The following is a 15,997-nucleotide window of genomic DNA, read 5'->3' as shown; positions in this document are numbered from 1 at the left end:
GTTATGACTCTTTTTATTTACGATAAAACGCTTGATGGCTTGTTGACAGCAGTATTTGATGCTTATTACCGCAAGACTTTCCCCGATGTTTTACTTACGGATGGGGAGGCGTTGCCACTTTTTTATGATGAAGTTTTTACGGTTATTACCGATGACGAAAAGGCAGGACGTGTCTGGCGGGGATTGCAAAAAAAAGTATCGGCGTCTGCACTTTCGGCCATTACCTGGTGTTGGCTGTCGGAATTGCCCGAGGTGGGTTTACTCCTGTTCCGGTACATCCGTAAAGCCATTGATTCCCCTGTATCCATTGAAACGAATTTTGGTGATCCGGATGTACTTGCCCTTTCCAGGATATGGAAACGAGTGGATTGGGAGCGGCTGCGTATGTTGCAGTTCGTTCGCTTTCAGAAAGCAGCGGATGGCACTTTCTTTGCTGCTTTTGAACCTCAGCACAACGCATTACCATTGACGGTTGCTCACTTTAAAGATCGGTTTGCCGATCAGCGGTGGCTGATTTATGATATGAAACGGCGTTATGGGTTTTATTATGACCTGCATACAGTGGAAGAGGTGACGTTTGATCAGGATACCCCAGCCGCCCACCTGGTTACCGGTATGCTCGACGAAAGTCTGATGGATAAAGACGAAAAACTGTTTCAGCAGCTTTGGAAGACTTATTTTAAATCTATCACGATCAGAGAGAGGCTGAATCCCCGGAAACACAAGCAAGATATGCCGGTACGTTATTGGAAGTATATCACTGAGAAACAGAAATGACCTTATTCAATCCGTTCTACTGTCACCTCGGGAAACTCCTGTATCAATGATAATAAATGCCCTTCGTCATTGTTCCGTTTGGACTTAATGACCATAGTCACCTGATAAGTTTCTATTCCTCCGTGTTCTTGCTTATCCATCTGATACGACACTATCAGATAATCCTTGGAGTTAAAACGGTCCGCTATTCCTTTCAATACTTGTTTATTGTCGGTGGAGAATGTAATCATTGAACTTTTCATCCCTATACTTTTGAACAAGTAGCTTAATACTTCAAGACCCACGAGAGTCAGTACCATGGCGGCAATGCCTATAACGTACATGCCCGCACCTACTGCCAGACCGATTCCCGCTGTCGCCCAGATACCGGCCGCTGTGGTCAGTCCCCGCACTATCTGCTTTTGGAAGATAATTGTTCCGGCACCGATGAAGCCAATGCCACTTACTACCTGCGCCGCTACACGACTTGGGTCGAGCGTAACACTATCCTCTTTTATTATCTCTTGAAAGCCATATTGGGAAACGATCATTATCAGTGCACTTCCCAGTGAAACCAGGAAGTGTGTGCGATAGCCGGCTTCCTTGGCACGGTATTCTCTATCCAGACCGATGACGGCACCCAAGATGCCGGCAACCAATAATCTTAATACAAAATCGAAGTTCAACATTATACGAAAATCTCCTTTCTGTCTTTATTCCAATAATTTATTCGTAACCTAAAGATACGATTGTTTTTAGAAATAACGTATATTCGCAGCTAAAAGATTATTTCTTTCGGAAAGACTATATATTCAGTACTGCATAAAACTTAAAACACACAATGAATAAAAGACTTTTTTATTTGATTGGCTTTGCTATAATATTGGCAGTTGAAATCATAATCGGTATGTATGTTCACGATCGTTTTGTACGTCCTTATATGGGTGATGCATTGGTTGTTGTGTTGATTTATTGCTTTATACGGATTTTTATTCCGAAAGGTTTATCTCAATTACCTTTCTATGTATTTGCTTTTGCCTGTTTTATTGAGGTTCTTCAGTACTTCCAGTTAGTCGATGTGTTGGGAATAACGAACCCTGTGACCCGTATTATACTTGGGTCTACTTTCGATTTGAAAGATATAGTCAGTTATGCCGGCGGATATGTATTTATTCTGTTGGTGGAACGTTTTTGGGGTAAGAAAGGAAAATAAGAACGGTTTTTCTGCTTGTTTTGTAAATTCTTTGAAATAAGTAGGCTTCGTTTATAAATTATTATGTAATTTTGCTGCATGTTATTGTTTGAGTGTGAACTAATTAATCTTGTTTGTCATGAGTCAAGAGAATCCTTCTTCCAAATTGGATGTGGAGTTTATTTATTTGCCTGTCGTCAATTATTCCATGCAGCAAAACCGGATACCTGTTGTACGGTTGTTTTCTATCAAAAATAATACGGAACATCCACTTGCGGATTTAAAGGTATCTTTGATTTTTGAGCCTGAGTTTGCAGCAGCTTCACCTGTGATGATAGAAAGGTTATCTCCAGGTGAAATGATCAAAATAACCACATTGAACCTACTTTTGGATCCTTCTTTTTTCATTCGGCAAACCGAACGTTTTTCCGGTGCTATCGGACTGATTGTTTCTTGTGATGAAGAAGTAGTCTTCCAAAGTAAATATCCCATTGATATATTGGCCTTCGATCAGTGGGGAGGTATTCAGGTGTTGCCCGAACTTTTGTCGGCGTTTGTGGTTCCCAATCATCCCATACTTACAGGAATTATTTCTCGTACAGCATCCATTCTGAAAGAGTGGTCAGGTAGCTCCTCGTTGGATGCTTATCAGAGTTGTAATCCTAATAGGGTAAAGATACAATTAGCTGCTTTGTACGAGGCTGTTAAGGAGCAGCACATTGCTTATTGTACACCTCCTGCCAGTTTTGGAGATGCCGGGCAGAGAATCAGACTTTCGGATAATGTGCTTTCCGGCAAATTGGGAACTTGCCTGGATATGTCCTTATTGTATGCTTCGTGTGCCGAAGCTATGGGATTGCATCCATTACTGGTGGTTATTCAGGGACATGCTTTGGTGGGATGCTGGCTGATTGACGGAACATTTCCTGATGCGGTGAATGATGATCCTTCGCTGTTGACAAAACGAACTGCAGACGGGATCAACGAAATTATTTTACTGGAAGCTACCTGCATGAACGATGGAAAAAATGTGACTTTCGATGCAGCAGTCGGATTGGCTAATGGTAAAATGTTAGCGGTGAACGATTTTATTTGTTTTATTGATGTGGCACGTAGCCGTTTTGCCCATATCCTGCCTTTGCCTCAGAGGATAATGCATGGGAAAGCATGGATCGTAAATCCGGAGATGATTCAGACACCGGAAGACGAGTCGCACGTCAGTTACAGCAATGCCCCGGAAGAGATTAAGCAATATGATTGGGGAAATCAGGACTGTTACGTGGAAGTCACCAAACAACTTTTATGGGAGAGAAAGTTATTGGACTTGAGTCTCCGTAATAATTTTCTGAACCTTCGCATTACCCGAAATGCTCTTCAGGTGATTTCGGCGGATGTGGATAAGATGGAGGATGCTTTTTCTGACGGAACGGAATTTCAGATCTTGGGCAAACCCTCTGACTGGGATAATCCATTGTATGATTTCGGACTTTATGGAGCTTTGACGGAATCTGATCCGATGCTCGGTTTGATTAAGCAGGAATTGACACAGAAAAGATTGAGAACCTATTTGAACGAACAGGATCTGAAAAAGTCGCTTACTTATTTATACCGTTCTTCCAGAATAGCTCTGGAGGAGAATGGGGCAAACACCTTATATCTTGCTCTGGGCTTGTTGAGATGGTATGAAACCGAACATAGTGAGCGTCCCCGCTATGCACCTATCTTGCTGCTTCCTGTTGAGATGATTCGCAAGTCTGTGTCCAAAGGGTACATCATCCGTGCCCGTGAAGAAGAGAGTATGCTCAATATCACTCTGTTGGAGATGCTGAGACAAAACTTCGGCATTACTATTTCCGGACTCGAATCGTTGCCGAAAGATGAGAATGGTGCCGATGTGAAACGTGTCTTTTCTATTTTCAGGAAGGCAGTGATGAATGAGAAACGCTGGGATGTGGAAGAACAGGCTATTTTGGGTACTTTTTCGTTCAGTAAGTTCATTATGTGGAATGACATTCATTCAAATGCTGAAGAGTTAAGTAAAAATAAGATAGTCGGGAGCCTGATGAGTGGTAAAATGGAGTGGGAGGTTGCAGATGTCGATGCCAGTGCCATAGAGCTGGACCACACTTTGACGCCTGCTGATATTGCTCTGCCTGTCAGTGCGGATTCATCGCAGCTTGAAGCGGTTTATGAAGCTGTGAGTGAAAAGAGTTTCATTTTACACGGTCCCCCCGGAACCGGTAAGTCGCAAACCATTACGAACATTATAGCCAATGCATTGTATCAAGGCAAACGGGTGTTGTTTGTGGCCGAAAAGATGGCTGCACTTTCTGTGGTACAAAAAAGGCTTACAAATATTGGCCTGGCTCCTTTTTGTCTGGAATTACATTCCAATAAAGCACGTAAAACAGATGTGCTCAGACAGTTAAAAGAGTCAACAGAGATTTTCCGGTATAAAGAACCGGAAGAGTTTAAGGAAGAGTCGGAGAAACTGTTTAAAATGCGTCAGCAGATCAATGGATATGTAGAGGCGCTGCACCGGGTATATCCTTGCGGTATTTCCGTTTATGAAGCGGTCACACGTTACAGTTCTATTGACGAAAAAGAAGAAATAATGATACCCGCTTTTCTGCTTACCACATTGACCAAAGAACAGTTGAACGAGTGGAACCATGCTGTGGAAGAATTGGTGGGAGTTGGAAAAGTAAGCGGACATTCTTATCATCATCCCCTCACCGGAATTAATATAAAGGAGTACTCTTCGCAACTGAAAGAGGAAACGGATAAGCTTTTGAAAGAGTATATAACTCTTTTACAGGTGATGGAGAAAAAGGTGGGAAAGTGCTTTTCAATATATGGAATAGGTAATAAATATACGGAGAAGTTGTTGGAGAGTCTGGTTCGGTTTATTCGTATCTTAATGCAACTTCCGGGGATGACTGCCAATTTGGTATTGATGACCGAGCCAAATGAGAATGTTGAGAAGATACGCCGTATCATTGAACATGGGCGAAAAAGGGATGCTGTCTACAGTTTGCTGAAACAATCGTTTGAAGATGCTTTTTTTACTTTTCCAGCACAGCAAAAGTTGGCGGAGTGGAAAGAGATTACACAAAGTTGGTTCCTTCCCCGTTGGCTGAAGCAACGTAAGTTCTGTAAAGAGATGTCTCTCTTTTCGTTGCAAGGGCGTATAGGCAAAGAACAGGTACTTCCGGTATTGCAGCAATTGCTTTCTTATCAGCAAGAAAAGCAGGAAGTGGACAGCAAAAGCAGTTGGCTGCAGAATTTGTTTGGTGCTAAGGCCCATTCAGGCGAAGAGCAGTGGGCTGATATAGAAGCGATGAGTGAGGGACTGCTTCAGTTGAACAGATTGTTGATGGGATTAGCCGAAGATGCGTCATCAGTACGCTTGGTTAAGGAGAAGTTGGCAGAACAGCTTTCAGAAGGCTATTCTTCATTCCGGCAAATGAACAAGGAACAACTTGAGGGAGTGGTACAGGACTGGGAACGTGAAAAGCAATTGGAGGAATCGATGCTGCAACTGCTGGGTATTTCCAAAGAGGTGCTTCATGTCAGTGAAGACAATTGGCTGGCGGGAGCGTTACATCAGTGTGAAATTTGGGCAAAGAACACGGATAAATTGAAGGACTGGTATCGTTGGCTGAATGTGTCCCGTCGGTTCGAAGCTTGTGGCTTGGAGTCTGTATTTACAGCGTATACGGAGTGTAACCTGCCTACCGAACGGATGATGAATATTTACTTGAAAGGATTTTATCGTAGTTTTACGGAATATGCCATTGGTACGGAACAGGTACTGCAGTTCTTTAGTGGAGAGTTGTTCAATGACAGCATTCTCCGTTTTCGTGAACTGAATGAACAGTATCAGGAATTGATAAAGAAAGAACTTTATGCAAAATTGGCTTCTAACATTCCATCGTTTGTGTATGCGGCTGCCCAAAGTTCGGAAGTGGGAATTTTGCAGAAGTGTATCCGTAGTAATGGGCGTGGGGTACCTATCCGTAAACTGTTTGATTCTATCCCTAATTTATTGCCACGCATGTGCCCATGTATGCTGATGAGTCCTATGTCTGTAGCGCAATATATCGATGTGAACCATGATAAGTTCGATTTGGTTGTATTTGATGAAGCTTCCCAAATGCCTACATGCGAAGCTGTTGGTGCCATTGCCCGTGGAAACCATGTGGTCGTTGTAGGTGACCCGAAGCAGATGCCGCCAACCAGTTTCTTCACCAGCAACTCTGTAGATGAAGAGCATATCGAGATGGAAGATCTGGAAAGTATCCTGGATGATTGTCTGGCTTTGTCTATGCCTTCCAAATATTTGTTATGGCATTATCGCAGTAAACATGAGAGCCTGATTGCTTTTAGTAATTCACAGTATTATGATAATAAATTGTTGACTTTTCCGTCTCCTGACGATCTGGCTGCAAAAGTTACGCTGGTATCTGTTGAGGGATATTATGATAAAGGAAAAAGCCGGCAGAATCAAGCTGAGGCACAGGCTGTAGTCGACGAGATTGTTCGTAGGCTTTCCGATCCGAAGCTGAGTCGTCAAAGTATTGGAGTGGTAACATTCAGTTCTGTACAGCAGACTCTGATTGAAGATATGTTGTCGGATGTTGTTATGCAAAATGCCGATTTGGAGAATCTTGCTTTTAACCGTGAAGAACCTGTTTTCATTAAGAATCTGGAGAATGTACAGGGAGATGAACGGGATGTCATTTTGTTTTCAGTAGGTTATGGTCCGGATATCAACGGACGGGTCAGCCTTAATTTTGGTCCGCTGAACCGTGATGGTGGTGAACGTCGTTTGAATGTAGCGGTATCTCGTGCCCGGTATGAGATGAAAGTCTTTTCTACATTAAAGGCTGATCAGATTGACCTGAAAAAAACATCTTCCGTAGGAGTGGCAGGTTTGAAATACTTCCTCGAATATGCCGGTAAAGGCACCGGTGTTTTGAATCACTCTAATGCAATGGCGTCCGAGAGTATTGATATCGGTACACTGGTGGCCTCAAAGCTTCGTGAGAGGGGGTATCAGGTAAAAACTAAAATCGGATGTTCCGGATTCCGGGTAGATGTAGGTGTTGTCGATCCGGATAATTCTTCCCGTTATTTGCTCGGAATTTTGTGTGACGGTGAAAATTATCGGGCTGCGAAAACTGCCCGGGATCGGGAAATTGTGCAAAGCAGTGTCTTGAAGATGCTGGGATGGAATATCTGTAAGGTATGGACAATGGACTGGTGGGAAAATTCTCAAAAAGTGATTGACCGTATAGAGGGAGAATTGGAGAAAGCACGTTGCAGTAAATCGGAGATTCCGGCATCGGTTTCTCTTCCTGTTCCTGTATTGAATCAAGGACAGAAAGCCGGATTGCTATGTAGTGCACAACCTTGTTTGGTAAACGTTCCGGAACAGGTGATTCGGGAGGGAGTAAAGTCTGTGGAATCGGAGATCTATGAAACAGCTTCTTTGGTTTCAGTGAATCTTTCTTCCTGGGACTTTATGATGCCTCGACGAGAACCCCGTATCAGAAAACAGTTGGATGAAATTATGCATACAGAAGCGCCTATCAGTCGTTCATTGTTGAGTAACAGAATTTTCAGTGCTTATGGAATTCTTCGTAAAACAGCCCGTTTGATTGCCTGGATGGATGATATATTGAGTAGAACCCCTTATTACAAGCAAGAAGTTGACGGACTGACTTTTTATTGGAATACGAAAGAGGAAGCAGAGGCATATACTAAATTTCGTATTGATTCCAAACGTGAGGTGGCAGATTTACCTCCACGTGAGGTGGCCAATGCAGCTCTGAGTATATTGGAACAACAAATAGCTTTACCTTTGACTGACTTAATGAAAATAACTGCCCAGTTATTAGGTTATGCCCGTTTCGGACTGAATGTGGAGACTGCTATGCGTAGGGGGGTCCAGATGTTGTTGGACAGGGAAGAGGCTAAAATTGAAGGTGACAAGATACTTATGAAGTAGTCCTGCGCGGTCCGTTAGTCTGGGATTCTTGTTGGGGTGTTTCTTCGTTTTTTAGTTTATGTCCGCAATATTTACAATATGTTGCATTCTCTTCATGCCCCGTTTTGTGACAGTTGGGACATTGCAAATCTTTAAGTTTTTTGTACTCTTTCATCATAGATACAGAGACGATACCTGTGGGTACGGCAATAATAGTGTAGCCGATCAGCATAACGCAGGCGGATAGGAATTTGCCGAGGGCGGTAGCGGGGGTGATGTCTCCATAACCGACGGTGGTCATGGTGACGATGGCCCAGTAAATACTGTTCGGGATGTTATTGAATTGTGTATTGGGCTGAGTTCCCTCGATCATGTACATCAGCGTACCGATGGCGACGACGAGGATGACGACAAAGAGAAAAAAAACGGCTATCTTTTTACTACTTTCTTTGAGTGAGGTGAGCAATCGTTCGCCTTCAAGCCAGAAGTTAAAGAGCTTGAAGATACGGAATACCCGTATGATGCGGAAAGCACGGATGATAAGCAAGTAACGCGCACCGGGCAGAAAGAAGGCAAGATAGAGCGGTAACGTAGCGAGCAGGTCGATGATACCGAAAAAACTGAAGATGTATTTCCGTGGTTGAGGCGAACAGTAAATACGGGTGACGTATTCAAAAGTGAAGAAAGCCGTAAAAAGGTATTCGAGTACGATGAACGGAGCCGAAAGCCAGGAAGGAAGACCTTGCAGGCTTTCGATAATGGCGAGCAGAATACTCAATAGGATACATATGATAAGGGCTACATCGAATGCCTTCCCTGCGGGTGTGTCGGATTCGAAAATAATGACGTACAACTTACGCTTCAGAGCCTGGTTGTGCAGAAAACAATAGAGCCAAGAATCACTTTTCAATGTGTTAATATGTTAATGTAACTGCCAGAGTCAATTATTAATCAATTACCCATTTCCGTTCGTATGGAACGGTCTTTTTCGGGTCATAATTCATACCTTCTTGTGTGGGTATATGGATAACGTATTTCTTTCCGGTTTTGTTTTTCAGTGAAGAGCCGCGTAACCAGGGATTAGCGTCACGTAATTGGGCATAGGTGATGCCTTGTTTCTGTGCAAAGTCGCTCAGGTCACTGATTTCGGTATTTACCGTCACTTCTTTGTAAGGAATGACGGGATAGAGATGCTCCCGTTTCAGCAAGAAGCCGAAGCGTTGCGGGTTGCCGAATACCTCTTTCACGGCCAGCAGGCGGAACATATAGCGGGAAGTCTCTTCTACCAGCCAGAGGTCCATGGCATGATCAGCCAGCTGCTTGTCCAGTTGCGAAGAAATGCGTCCCTGTCCGGCATTATAGGCAGCGGAAACGGCCATCCAGTCACCATATTTGGCATAAGCCTGCTTAAAATAGCGACAGGCGGCTGCAGTGGCTTTCTCGATGTGGTAGCGTTCGTCTACGTTATCGTTGACTTCGAGACCGAATTCGCGGGCGGTGGCGGGCATAAATTGCCACAGGCCGGCGGCACCTGCCGGGGAGCGTGCGATAGGGTTGAGACTGCTTTCTATCACCATCAGATATTTGAAGTCGTCGGGGATACCGTTGGCTTTCAATAGTGGTTCGATGATGGGGAAGTAGCGGTTGGCGCGTTTCAACATCAGCATGGTGGTGGAGTGCATATAAGTGAACGACATCATTTCACGGTCCATGCGTTCACGTCGGTCGTAACGACGGAGGTCGATGGTGTCGCCATCGAAGATTGCTTGTTCGGGGACGGTAGGCGGAGTGACACAGTATGGTACTTCCGATTGTACAGAATGTTGCTCGCTGAGGCAAGTGCTCCCCACGAGGACAGGAATACTGATACCGGCGCCCAAGGCGAGGGCAGTAGTGAAGATATAGTTGATAGATATATGTTTCATGACAGTTTTTTTATTAGTTGGTGGGGTAAAGATAACCAAAAGGATTAAACCAAAAAGGATATTCATACGTTAATTATATGTAACGGGGCTCGGAAGTGTCGATCCCGATACTTATTTTCGCAACCTCAAAAACGCACATGAAGAAGTTCATATTAATCATCCTTACGTTATTATATGCTGTGGTGTCATCAGGCATTACAGTCAACGTTCATTACTGCATGGGCCGTATGGCAGATGTGGAATGGGGGAGTGCATCTGCTTGCACCATGTGTGGACAGAAGAAGACTTCGGATTGTTGTAAGGATGAGGCACATTACATCAAGCTGGCGGTAGATCAGGACGTGAACCATGTGGTGGTGACGAACCTGGTACCTGTGGTGACAGAACTGTTACCGGTGCTCTATGCAGGATTTCTGTCGTTGGAGGTGGAAGATACCTGCCAGAGTTTTATTGCTTTTGATTCTCCACCCAAGCAAACGGGAGTTCCTCTGTTTGTTTATCATTGTACTTATTTGATTTAGTATTCACTTTACTTCCTTTCCGGAGAGAAGAAAAGAAGTTATTCCCCTCTGATTTTCAATGTGGGACAGGAATTGGTATACCCTTTTGATGCATTTCATTAGGGAATATCCTATTCTCTGGGACATTCTGTCAGGGATTCCCATATCCTTTTGGGCATTCCAAGTGTTTACTATTATACAATAAATATCTTTCTATATGATCAACAAAATAATCCGTTATTTCCTCGAAAACAGGGTAATAACCATGCTCCTGCTGGCGCTGGTCGTGGTCTGGGGAGTCTCTACCGCACCCTTCAACTGGCATGGGGGCATCGTGCCGAGAAACCCGATCCCGGTGGATGCCATCCCCGACATCGGTGATAACCAGCAGATTGTGGCCACGGAATGGATGGGACGTTCGCCCAAGGACATCCAAGACCAGATTACATACCCGCTCACCACCTCGCTGCTGGGCATACCGGGGGTGAAAACCATCCGTAGCTCGTCCATGTTCGGGATGTCGTTTATCTACATCATCTTTGAGGATGATATCGAGTTCTACTGGAGCCGTTCGCGCATCCTGGAGAAACTGAATTCGTTGCCGCCGGGCACGCTGCCCGAGGACGTGCAGCCTACGCTGGGCCCGGACGCTACGGCGCTGGGGCAAATCTACTGGTACACGCTGGAGGGGCGCGACCCGAAAACGGGACGACCCACCGGAGGCTGGAACGCCGAGGAACTGCGGACGATACAGGACTTTTATGTGAAGTACTCCCTGTCCGCCGCCGAGGGCGTGTCCGAAGTAGCATCCGCGGGCGGGTTTGTCAAGGAGTACCAGATAGAGCTGAACCCAGACGCGATGTACTCGTTCAACGTGTCGGTGATGGACGTGATGAACGCCGTGAAGAAGAGCAACCTCGACATCGGCGCCGAAACGATGGAGGTGAACAAGGTGGAATACCTGATCCGTGGGCTGGGTTACGTGAAGAATGTGGCGGACATCGAGAACACCGTCGTCACCGTCCGGGAGGGGGTGCCGGTGCGCATTTCCGATATCGCTTTCGTGAACATCGGGCCGGGCACGAGGCGCGGCGGACTGGACAAGGAAGGTGTGGAGGCCGTGGGCGGCGTGGTGATTGCCCGCTACGGGTCGAACCCACTGGAAGTGATCGACAACGTGAAGGAGAAGATTCATGAGATGGATGCCGGTCTGCCGCAAAAGACGCTGGCGGACGGGACGGTATCGAAGGTGACCGTCGTCCCCTTCTACGACCGGACGGGACTGATCAAGGAGACGATCGGCACGCTGGAGTCGAGCCTTTCGCACGAGATACTGATCTGTATCATCGTGATTATCGTGCTGGTGCTCAACCTGCGGGCGTCGGTGGTGATTGCGAGCATGCTGCCCATCGCGGTGCTGGCTACATTTATATTGATGCGGTACACGGGGATTGAGGCGAACATCGTGGCTCTGTCCGGTATCGCCATCGCCATCGGGGTGATGGTGGACGTGGGGGTGGTGTTCGTCGAGAGCATCATCCGGTATATGGAGATGCCGGAGAACCGGGGGATTACGAAGGGGAAGGCGCTGGCTGGACTGATATACAAGGCGGTGAGCGAGGTGTCGGGGGCAATCGCTACGGCGATGATTACGACGATTGTCAGTTTCCTGCCCGTGTTTGCCATGCAGGCGCAGGAGGGGAAGATGTTTTCGCCGTTGGCTTACACCAAGACGTACGCGCTGGCTTCGGCTTTCGTGCTGGGGCTGATCCTGTTGCCGACACTGGCTTATTTCCTCTTCTCGGTGCGGATCGACTCGAAGATGATCCGGCGGGGGATGAATTACGTGCTGATCGGGATGGGCGTCGCGCTGTGCTCTATCTACGGCAGCATCCCCGCGCTGGGGCTGACGGCGGTAGGGGTGAACAATCTGCTGGCGGGGCGCTGGAAGAATCCGAAGATAGCCAACTACGTCAACATCGCCATCGCCCTGCTCGTGGCGCTCTTCTACCTCTCCGAAGAGTGGTTGCCTATGGGACCGGGGCGGGGGCTGACGGTGAACGTGCTCTTCGTGGCCGGTTGCGTGGCTATCATCCTGGCGATGCTCTGGGCGCTGGTCATCTTCTACGAACGCATCCTGCGCTGGTGCCTGGCCAACCGTTGGAAGTTTATGATGATCCCCGTGGCGACAGTTGTCTGCGGGTTCTTCATCTGGCGGGGCGTCGGGCAGGAGTTCATGCCGAGCCTGAACGAAGGCTCTTTCCTGCTGATGCCTACCAGCATGCCGCATGCGGGCATCGAGCAGAACCTGGACTATGTGGAGAAACTCGACAAGCGCCTGGCCGCCATCCCGGAGGTGGAGACGGCCATCGGCAAGTGGGGGCGGGTGAACTCCGCCCTCGACCCGGCGCCGGTGCAGATGTTCGAGAATACGATCAACTACCGTCCCGAATATATCCTCAACGAGGACGGGCGGCGGGCACGTTTCCGGGTGGACGGGGACGGGGCGTTCGTGTTGAAGGACGGGGGCACGTATAATCCTGCCGACGGTTTCCGCCTCTTGCCTGCCGACAGCCTGGTGGCCGACCCCCGGGGCGACTATTTCCGCCAGTGGCGGCCGGAGATCAAGAACGCCAACGACATCTGGCAACAGATTGTCAACGTCACCCACCTGCCGGGGCTGACTTCAGCGCCGAAGCTACAACCCATCGAGGCGCGGCTCGTGATGCTCTCCACAGGCATGCGGGCGCCGATGGGGGTGAAGGTGTATGGCCCCACGCTGGAGGACATCGAGCAGGGGGGTAAGCTGATCGAACAGGCATTGAAGTCGTCTCCGTCCGTCATCCCCTCGTCCGTGTTCTACGACCGGGCGGTGGGCGCTCCTTACCTCGAGATTAAGCTCAACCGGGAGTCAATGGCACGCTACGGTGTAGCGGTAGGTGACCTGCAAGAGGTGCTCGGAGCTGCCGTGGGAGGGATGGCGCTCACCCGCACGGTGGAAGGCCGCGAGCGTTTCCCCATCCGGCTGCGCTATGCCCGTGAGCTGCGCGACAGTCCGGAGGCGCTCTCGATGCTGCTCGTTCCCACCGCCACCGGGGCGCAAGTGCCGCTCAAGGAGTTGGCGGACATCGAATATTCGCGCGGCGCGCAGATGATCCAGAGCGAAAACACGTTCCTGGTGGGCTACGTCATCTTCGACAAGCTCTCCGGTCGTGCCGAGGTGGACGTGGTGCACGAGGCGGGGGCGATGCTCGACGCCAAGGTGAAGAGCGGCGAACTGGTGCTGCCCAAGGGCGTCTCGTATAAGTTTGCCGGGAACTACGAGCAGCAGCAGCGTGCTACGGACAGGCTGATGATTGTCGTCCCGCTGGCGCTGCTCATCGTGTTGCTGGTGCTCTACTTCCAGTTCCGCACGGTGACGGCTTCGCTGATCCATTTCTCCGGCGTGTTTGTCGCCTTCGCGGGCGGGTTCATCTTGCTGTGGCTCTACGGGCAACCGTGGTTCATGAATTTCAGCATCGCCGGTGAGAACATGCGGGATCTCTTCCAGATGCACCCCATCAACCTCAGCGTGGCGGTCTGGGTGGGCTTCATCGCCCTCTTCGGCGTGGCTACGGACGACGGGGTGCTGATGGGGACGTACATCCATCACGTCTTTCTGGAGCGTGACCCGAGGACCCGACACGATATCCGTGAGGCGGTGGTCGAGGCCGGATTGAAGCGTGTCCGCCCTGCGGCGATGACGACGGCGACGACGCTGATCGCGCTGCTTCCCGTGCTGACATCCACCGGAAAAGGGGCGGATATCATGGTTCCGATGGCTATCCCGACGTTTGGGGGGATGCTGATACAGTCGATGACGATGTTTGTGGTTCCGGTGCTGCAATGCTGGTGGCGTGAGGCGGTGGAGCGTAGACGGGAGAAGAAACGGAAAGGAGCATACGGTGAGTAGTATCCCCCCATAATATATAGGGGCTGAGTACCCCTCGCATATGGGGTCCGTATACTCCCCACATATGGGGGCTATATACCCCCCGGGTAAGTCTCACCTTTTTGCATAATAGTATTTCATAAGTAAACGATCATATAATAATGAACAGAAAATATAAATATCCATTGGTCATAGCAATTAATATTTTGCTTTGTCCCGCTGTTATTCCCGTTTCTGCGCGGCAATCCGCTTCACCTACCGAAGGACAGCAACCGGTCGATAGCTTGCCGGTTTATCTGGAACAGGCTGCCCGCAATAATCCGCAAGTAAATGCGGACTTCATGCTCTATAAAGCTTCATTGGAGAAGATTCCTCAGGCAGGTGCCTTTTCCGATCCCGAATTAGAGATCGGCTTTTTTATCAAACCCATGGAAACCTTGATGGGTAAACAGGTGGCCGACTTCACCTTGATGCAAATGTTCCCTTGGTTCGGTACCCGTAAAGCAGCCCGTGGTGAGGCTTCCGAGATGGCACGTATGGCCTATGAACAGTTTCGTGATACTCGCAACAACCTTTGGTATGAGGTCAAAGCCCAGTGGTATCAGCTCTGTAACCTCAATGAGCAATATCGCACGATGAAGACTAATATTCATCTTCTCCGTCAGCTTGAACAATTGGCGCTGAATCGTTTTTCTGCTTCGTCGGCACAGGCAACCTCTTTGTCTGTCTCATCTTCTTCTTCTTCTGCTGCTGCTAAATCGATTTCCTCGATGCCACTTGCGTCAGCTTCCGGTAACGACATGGCCGGTATGGGAGGAATGGGAAATGCGGCGTCTGCCATCGCTTCTGGAACTTCAATCGGTACTTCTTCAGGTGGCATGTCTGGTATGGGTGGAGGATCGATGGGGAGTACTGCTACCGGTAGCATGTCCGATGTTCTTCGTATCCAGATGGAACGTGCAGAACTGGAAGATAACCTTGCCACTCTTCAGTCCGCCCGTCTGACTGCTGAGGCTCGCTTTAATGCCCTGCTCAACCAGCCGTCTGATGCTCCTGTCCATGTACCTGACTCTTTGACACAGCGTTTCTACCGCATAGATGAGCATATTCTGATCGACAGCATTCTTACACATAACCCTATGATTACTATGCTCGAGGCAGAAGGTGAAGCTTTTCGTGCCAAAGCAAAAATGGAGCGTCGTATGAGTTATCCTATGATCGGTATCGGACTGCAATACTCTTTGGTCAACAAGGTGGCCGATCCCATGGGGATGCCCGACATGAATGGTAAGGATATGGTAATGCCGATGTTAAAAATCAGTCTTCCTTTGTTCCGACGTAAATACAATGCACAACAACGGGAGAGCCATAATTACCGCGTGGCAAGTGAATTGAAGCGTGACAATATACAAAACCAGTTGCAGGCCGAATATATAAATGTCCGTCAGCAACTTGATGATGCTGCCCGTAAAGTGTTGCTCTACGAACAGCAGTACTCTTTGTCACTTTCCACGTGGCAGCTGATGGTACGTGAATTTTCCGCCGGGCGTCAGTCGCTGACTGACGTCATCCAGGTGGAACGCCAGATGCTTGATTATAAACTGAAAAAAAGTGAAGCTATAGCGGCTTATAATACTATGGTAGCGGCTATGGAAAAGCTAATAGCCCGCTGATAATATAGATATAGAACCACTAAAAAAG

9 protein-coding genes are annotated in these 15,997 nt (G+C 48.1%); 6 read left to right on the top strand and 3 right to left on the bottom strand.

Going from position 1 to position 15,997, the window contains the following annotated elements:
• Positions 1–3 precede the first annotated feature (3 nt).
• Positions 4–777: a TIGR03915 family putative DNA repair protein gene (locus R3O62_RS21080; RefSeq protein ID WP_032531658.1), complete on the top strand. Its 774-nt coding sequence runs from the start codon at positions 4–6 to the stop codon at positions 775–777.
• 2 nt (positions 778–779) lie between these two features.
• Here R3O62_RS21080 and R3O62_RS21075 read toward each other — a convergent pair whose 3' ends face one another.
• Positions 780–1,448 (bottom strand): MgtC/SapB family protein, encoded by a 669-nt coding sequence (locus R3O62_RS21075; protein WP_032531631.1) that lies wholly within the window; start codon positions 1,446–1,448, stop codon positions 780–782.
• Between the two features lie 149 nt (positions 1,449–1,597).
• Here R3O62_RS21075 and R3O62_RS21070 point away from each other — a divergent pair, with 149 nt between their 5' ends.
• Both R3O62_RS21070 and R3O62_RS21065 read left to right on the top strand, forming a co-directional pair.
• Positions 1,598–1,969: a DUF2809 domain-containing protein gene (locus R3O62_RS21070; protein WP_005808086.1), complete on the top strand. Its 372-nt coding sequence runs from the start codon at positions 1,598–1,600 to the stop codon at positions 1,967–1,969.
• A 118-nt stretch (positions 1,970–2,087) separates the two neighbouring features.
• Positions 2,088–7,961 (top strand): DUF3320 domain-containing protein, encoded by a 5,874-nt coding sequence (locus tag R3O62_RS21065; protein WP_317472484.1) that lies wholly within the window; start codon positions 2,088–2,090, stop codon positions 7,959–7,961.
• Here R3O62_RS21065 and R3O62_RS21060 read toward each other — a convergent pair.
• Positions 7,951–8,850, bottom strand: coding sequence for an ion transporter (locus R3O62_RS21060; RefSeq protein ID WP_317472483.1), 900 nt, complete (start codon positions 8,848–8,850; stop codon positions 7,951–7,953). The genes R3O62_RS21065 and R3O62_RS21060 overlap by 11 nt on opposite strands.
• 37 nt (positions 8,851–8,887) lie before the next feature.
• Entirely contained in the window at positions 8,888–9,865 is a 978-nt protein-coding gene (locus R3O62_RS21055) for a lytic transglycosylase domain-containing protein (protein ID WP_005780989.1), read from the bottom strand.
• A 137-nt stretch (positions 9,866–10,002) separates the two neighbouring features.
• Between R3O62_RS21055 and R3O62_RS21050 the strand changes: the two genes are divergently transcribed.
• From R3O62_RS21050 to R3O62_RS21040, 3 genes are all read left to right on the top strand, one after another.
• Positions 10,003–10,386, top strand: coding sequence for an HYC_CC_PP family protein (locus tag R3O62_RS21050; protein WP_032531627.1), 384 nt, complete (start codon positions 10,003–10,005; stop codon positions 10,384–10,386).
• A 196-nt stretch (positions 10,387–10,582) separates the two neighbouring features.
• Positions 10,583–14,317 carry an efflux RND transporter permease subunit gene (locus R3O62_RS21045; RefSeq protein WP_317472481.1) on the top strand — a complete coding sequence of 1,245 codons (3,735 nt, stop codon included), beginning with the start codon at positions 10,583–10,585 and terminating at the stop codon, positions 14,315–14,317.
• 140 nt (positions 14,318–14,457) lie between these two features.
• On the top strand, positions 14,458–15,969 hold the full coding sequence (locus R3O62_RS21040) for a TolC family protein (RefSeq protein WP_394854544.1): 1,512 nt from the start codon (positions 14,458–14,460) through the stop codon (positions 15,967–15,969).
• Positions 15,970–15,997 lie beyond the last annotated feature (28 nt).

It is taken from the genome of Bacteroides hominis (assembly GCF_033042785.2).
GTDB lineage: Bacteria > Bacteroidota > Bacteroidia > Bacteroidales > Bacteroidaceae > Bacteroides > Bacteroides hominis.
Note: the sequence above shows the minus strand (reverse complement) of the source record. Positions and strands in the feature narration are given on the sequence as shown.

Coding starts and splice junctions, on each gene's coding strand:
- R3O62_RS21080 (WP_032531658.1), top strand. CDS start 4: ATGACTCTTTTTATTTACGATAAAACGCTTGATGGCTTGTTGACAGCA.
- R3O62_RS21070 (WP_005808086.1), top strand. CDS start 1,598: ATGAATAAAAGACTTTTTTATTTGATTGGCTTTGCTATAATATTGGCA.
- R3O62_RS21065 (WP_317472484.1), top strand. CDS start 2,088: ATGAGTCAAGAGAATCCTTCTTCCAAATTGGATGTGGAGTTTATTTAT.
- R3O62_RS21055 (WP_005780989.1), bottom strand. CDS start 9,865: ATGAAACATATATCTATCAACTATATCTTCACTACTGCCCTCGCCTTG.
- R3O62_RS21050 (WP_032531627.1), top strand. CDS start 10,003: ATGAAGAAGTTCATATTAATCATCCTTACGTTATTATATGCTGTGGTG.
- R3O62_RS21045 (WP_317472481.1), top strand. CDS start 10,583: ATGATCAACAAAATAATCCGTTATTTCCTCGAAAACAGGGTAATAACC.
- R3O62_RS21040 (WP_394854544.1), top strand. CDS start 14,458: ATGAACAGAAAATATAAATATCCATTGGTCATAGCAATTAATATTTTG.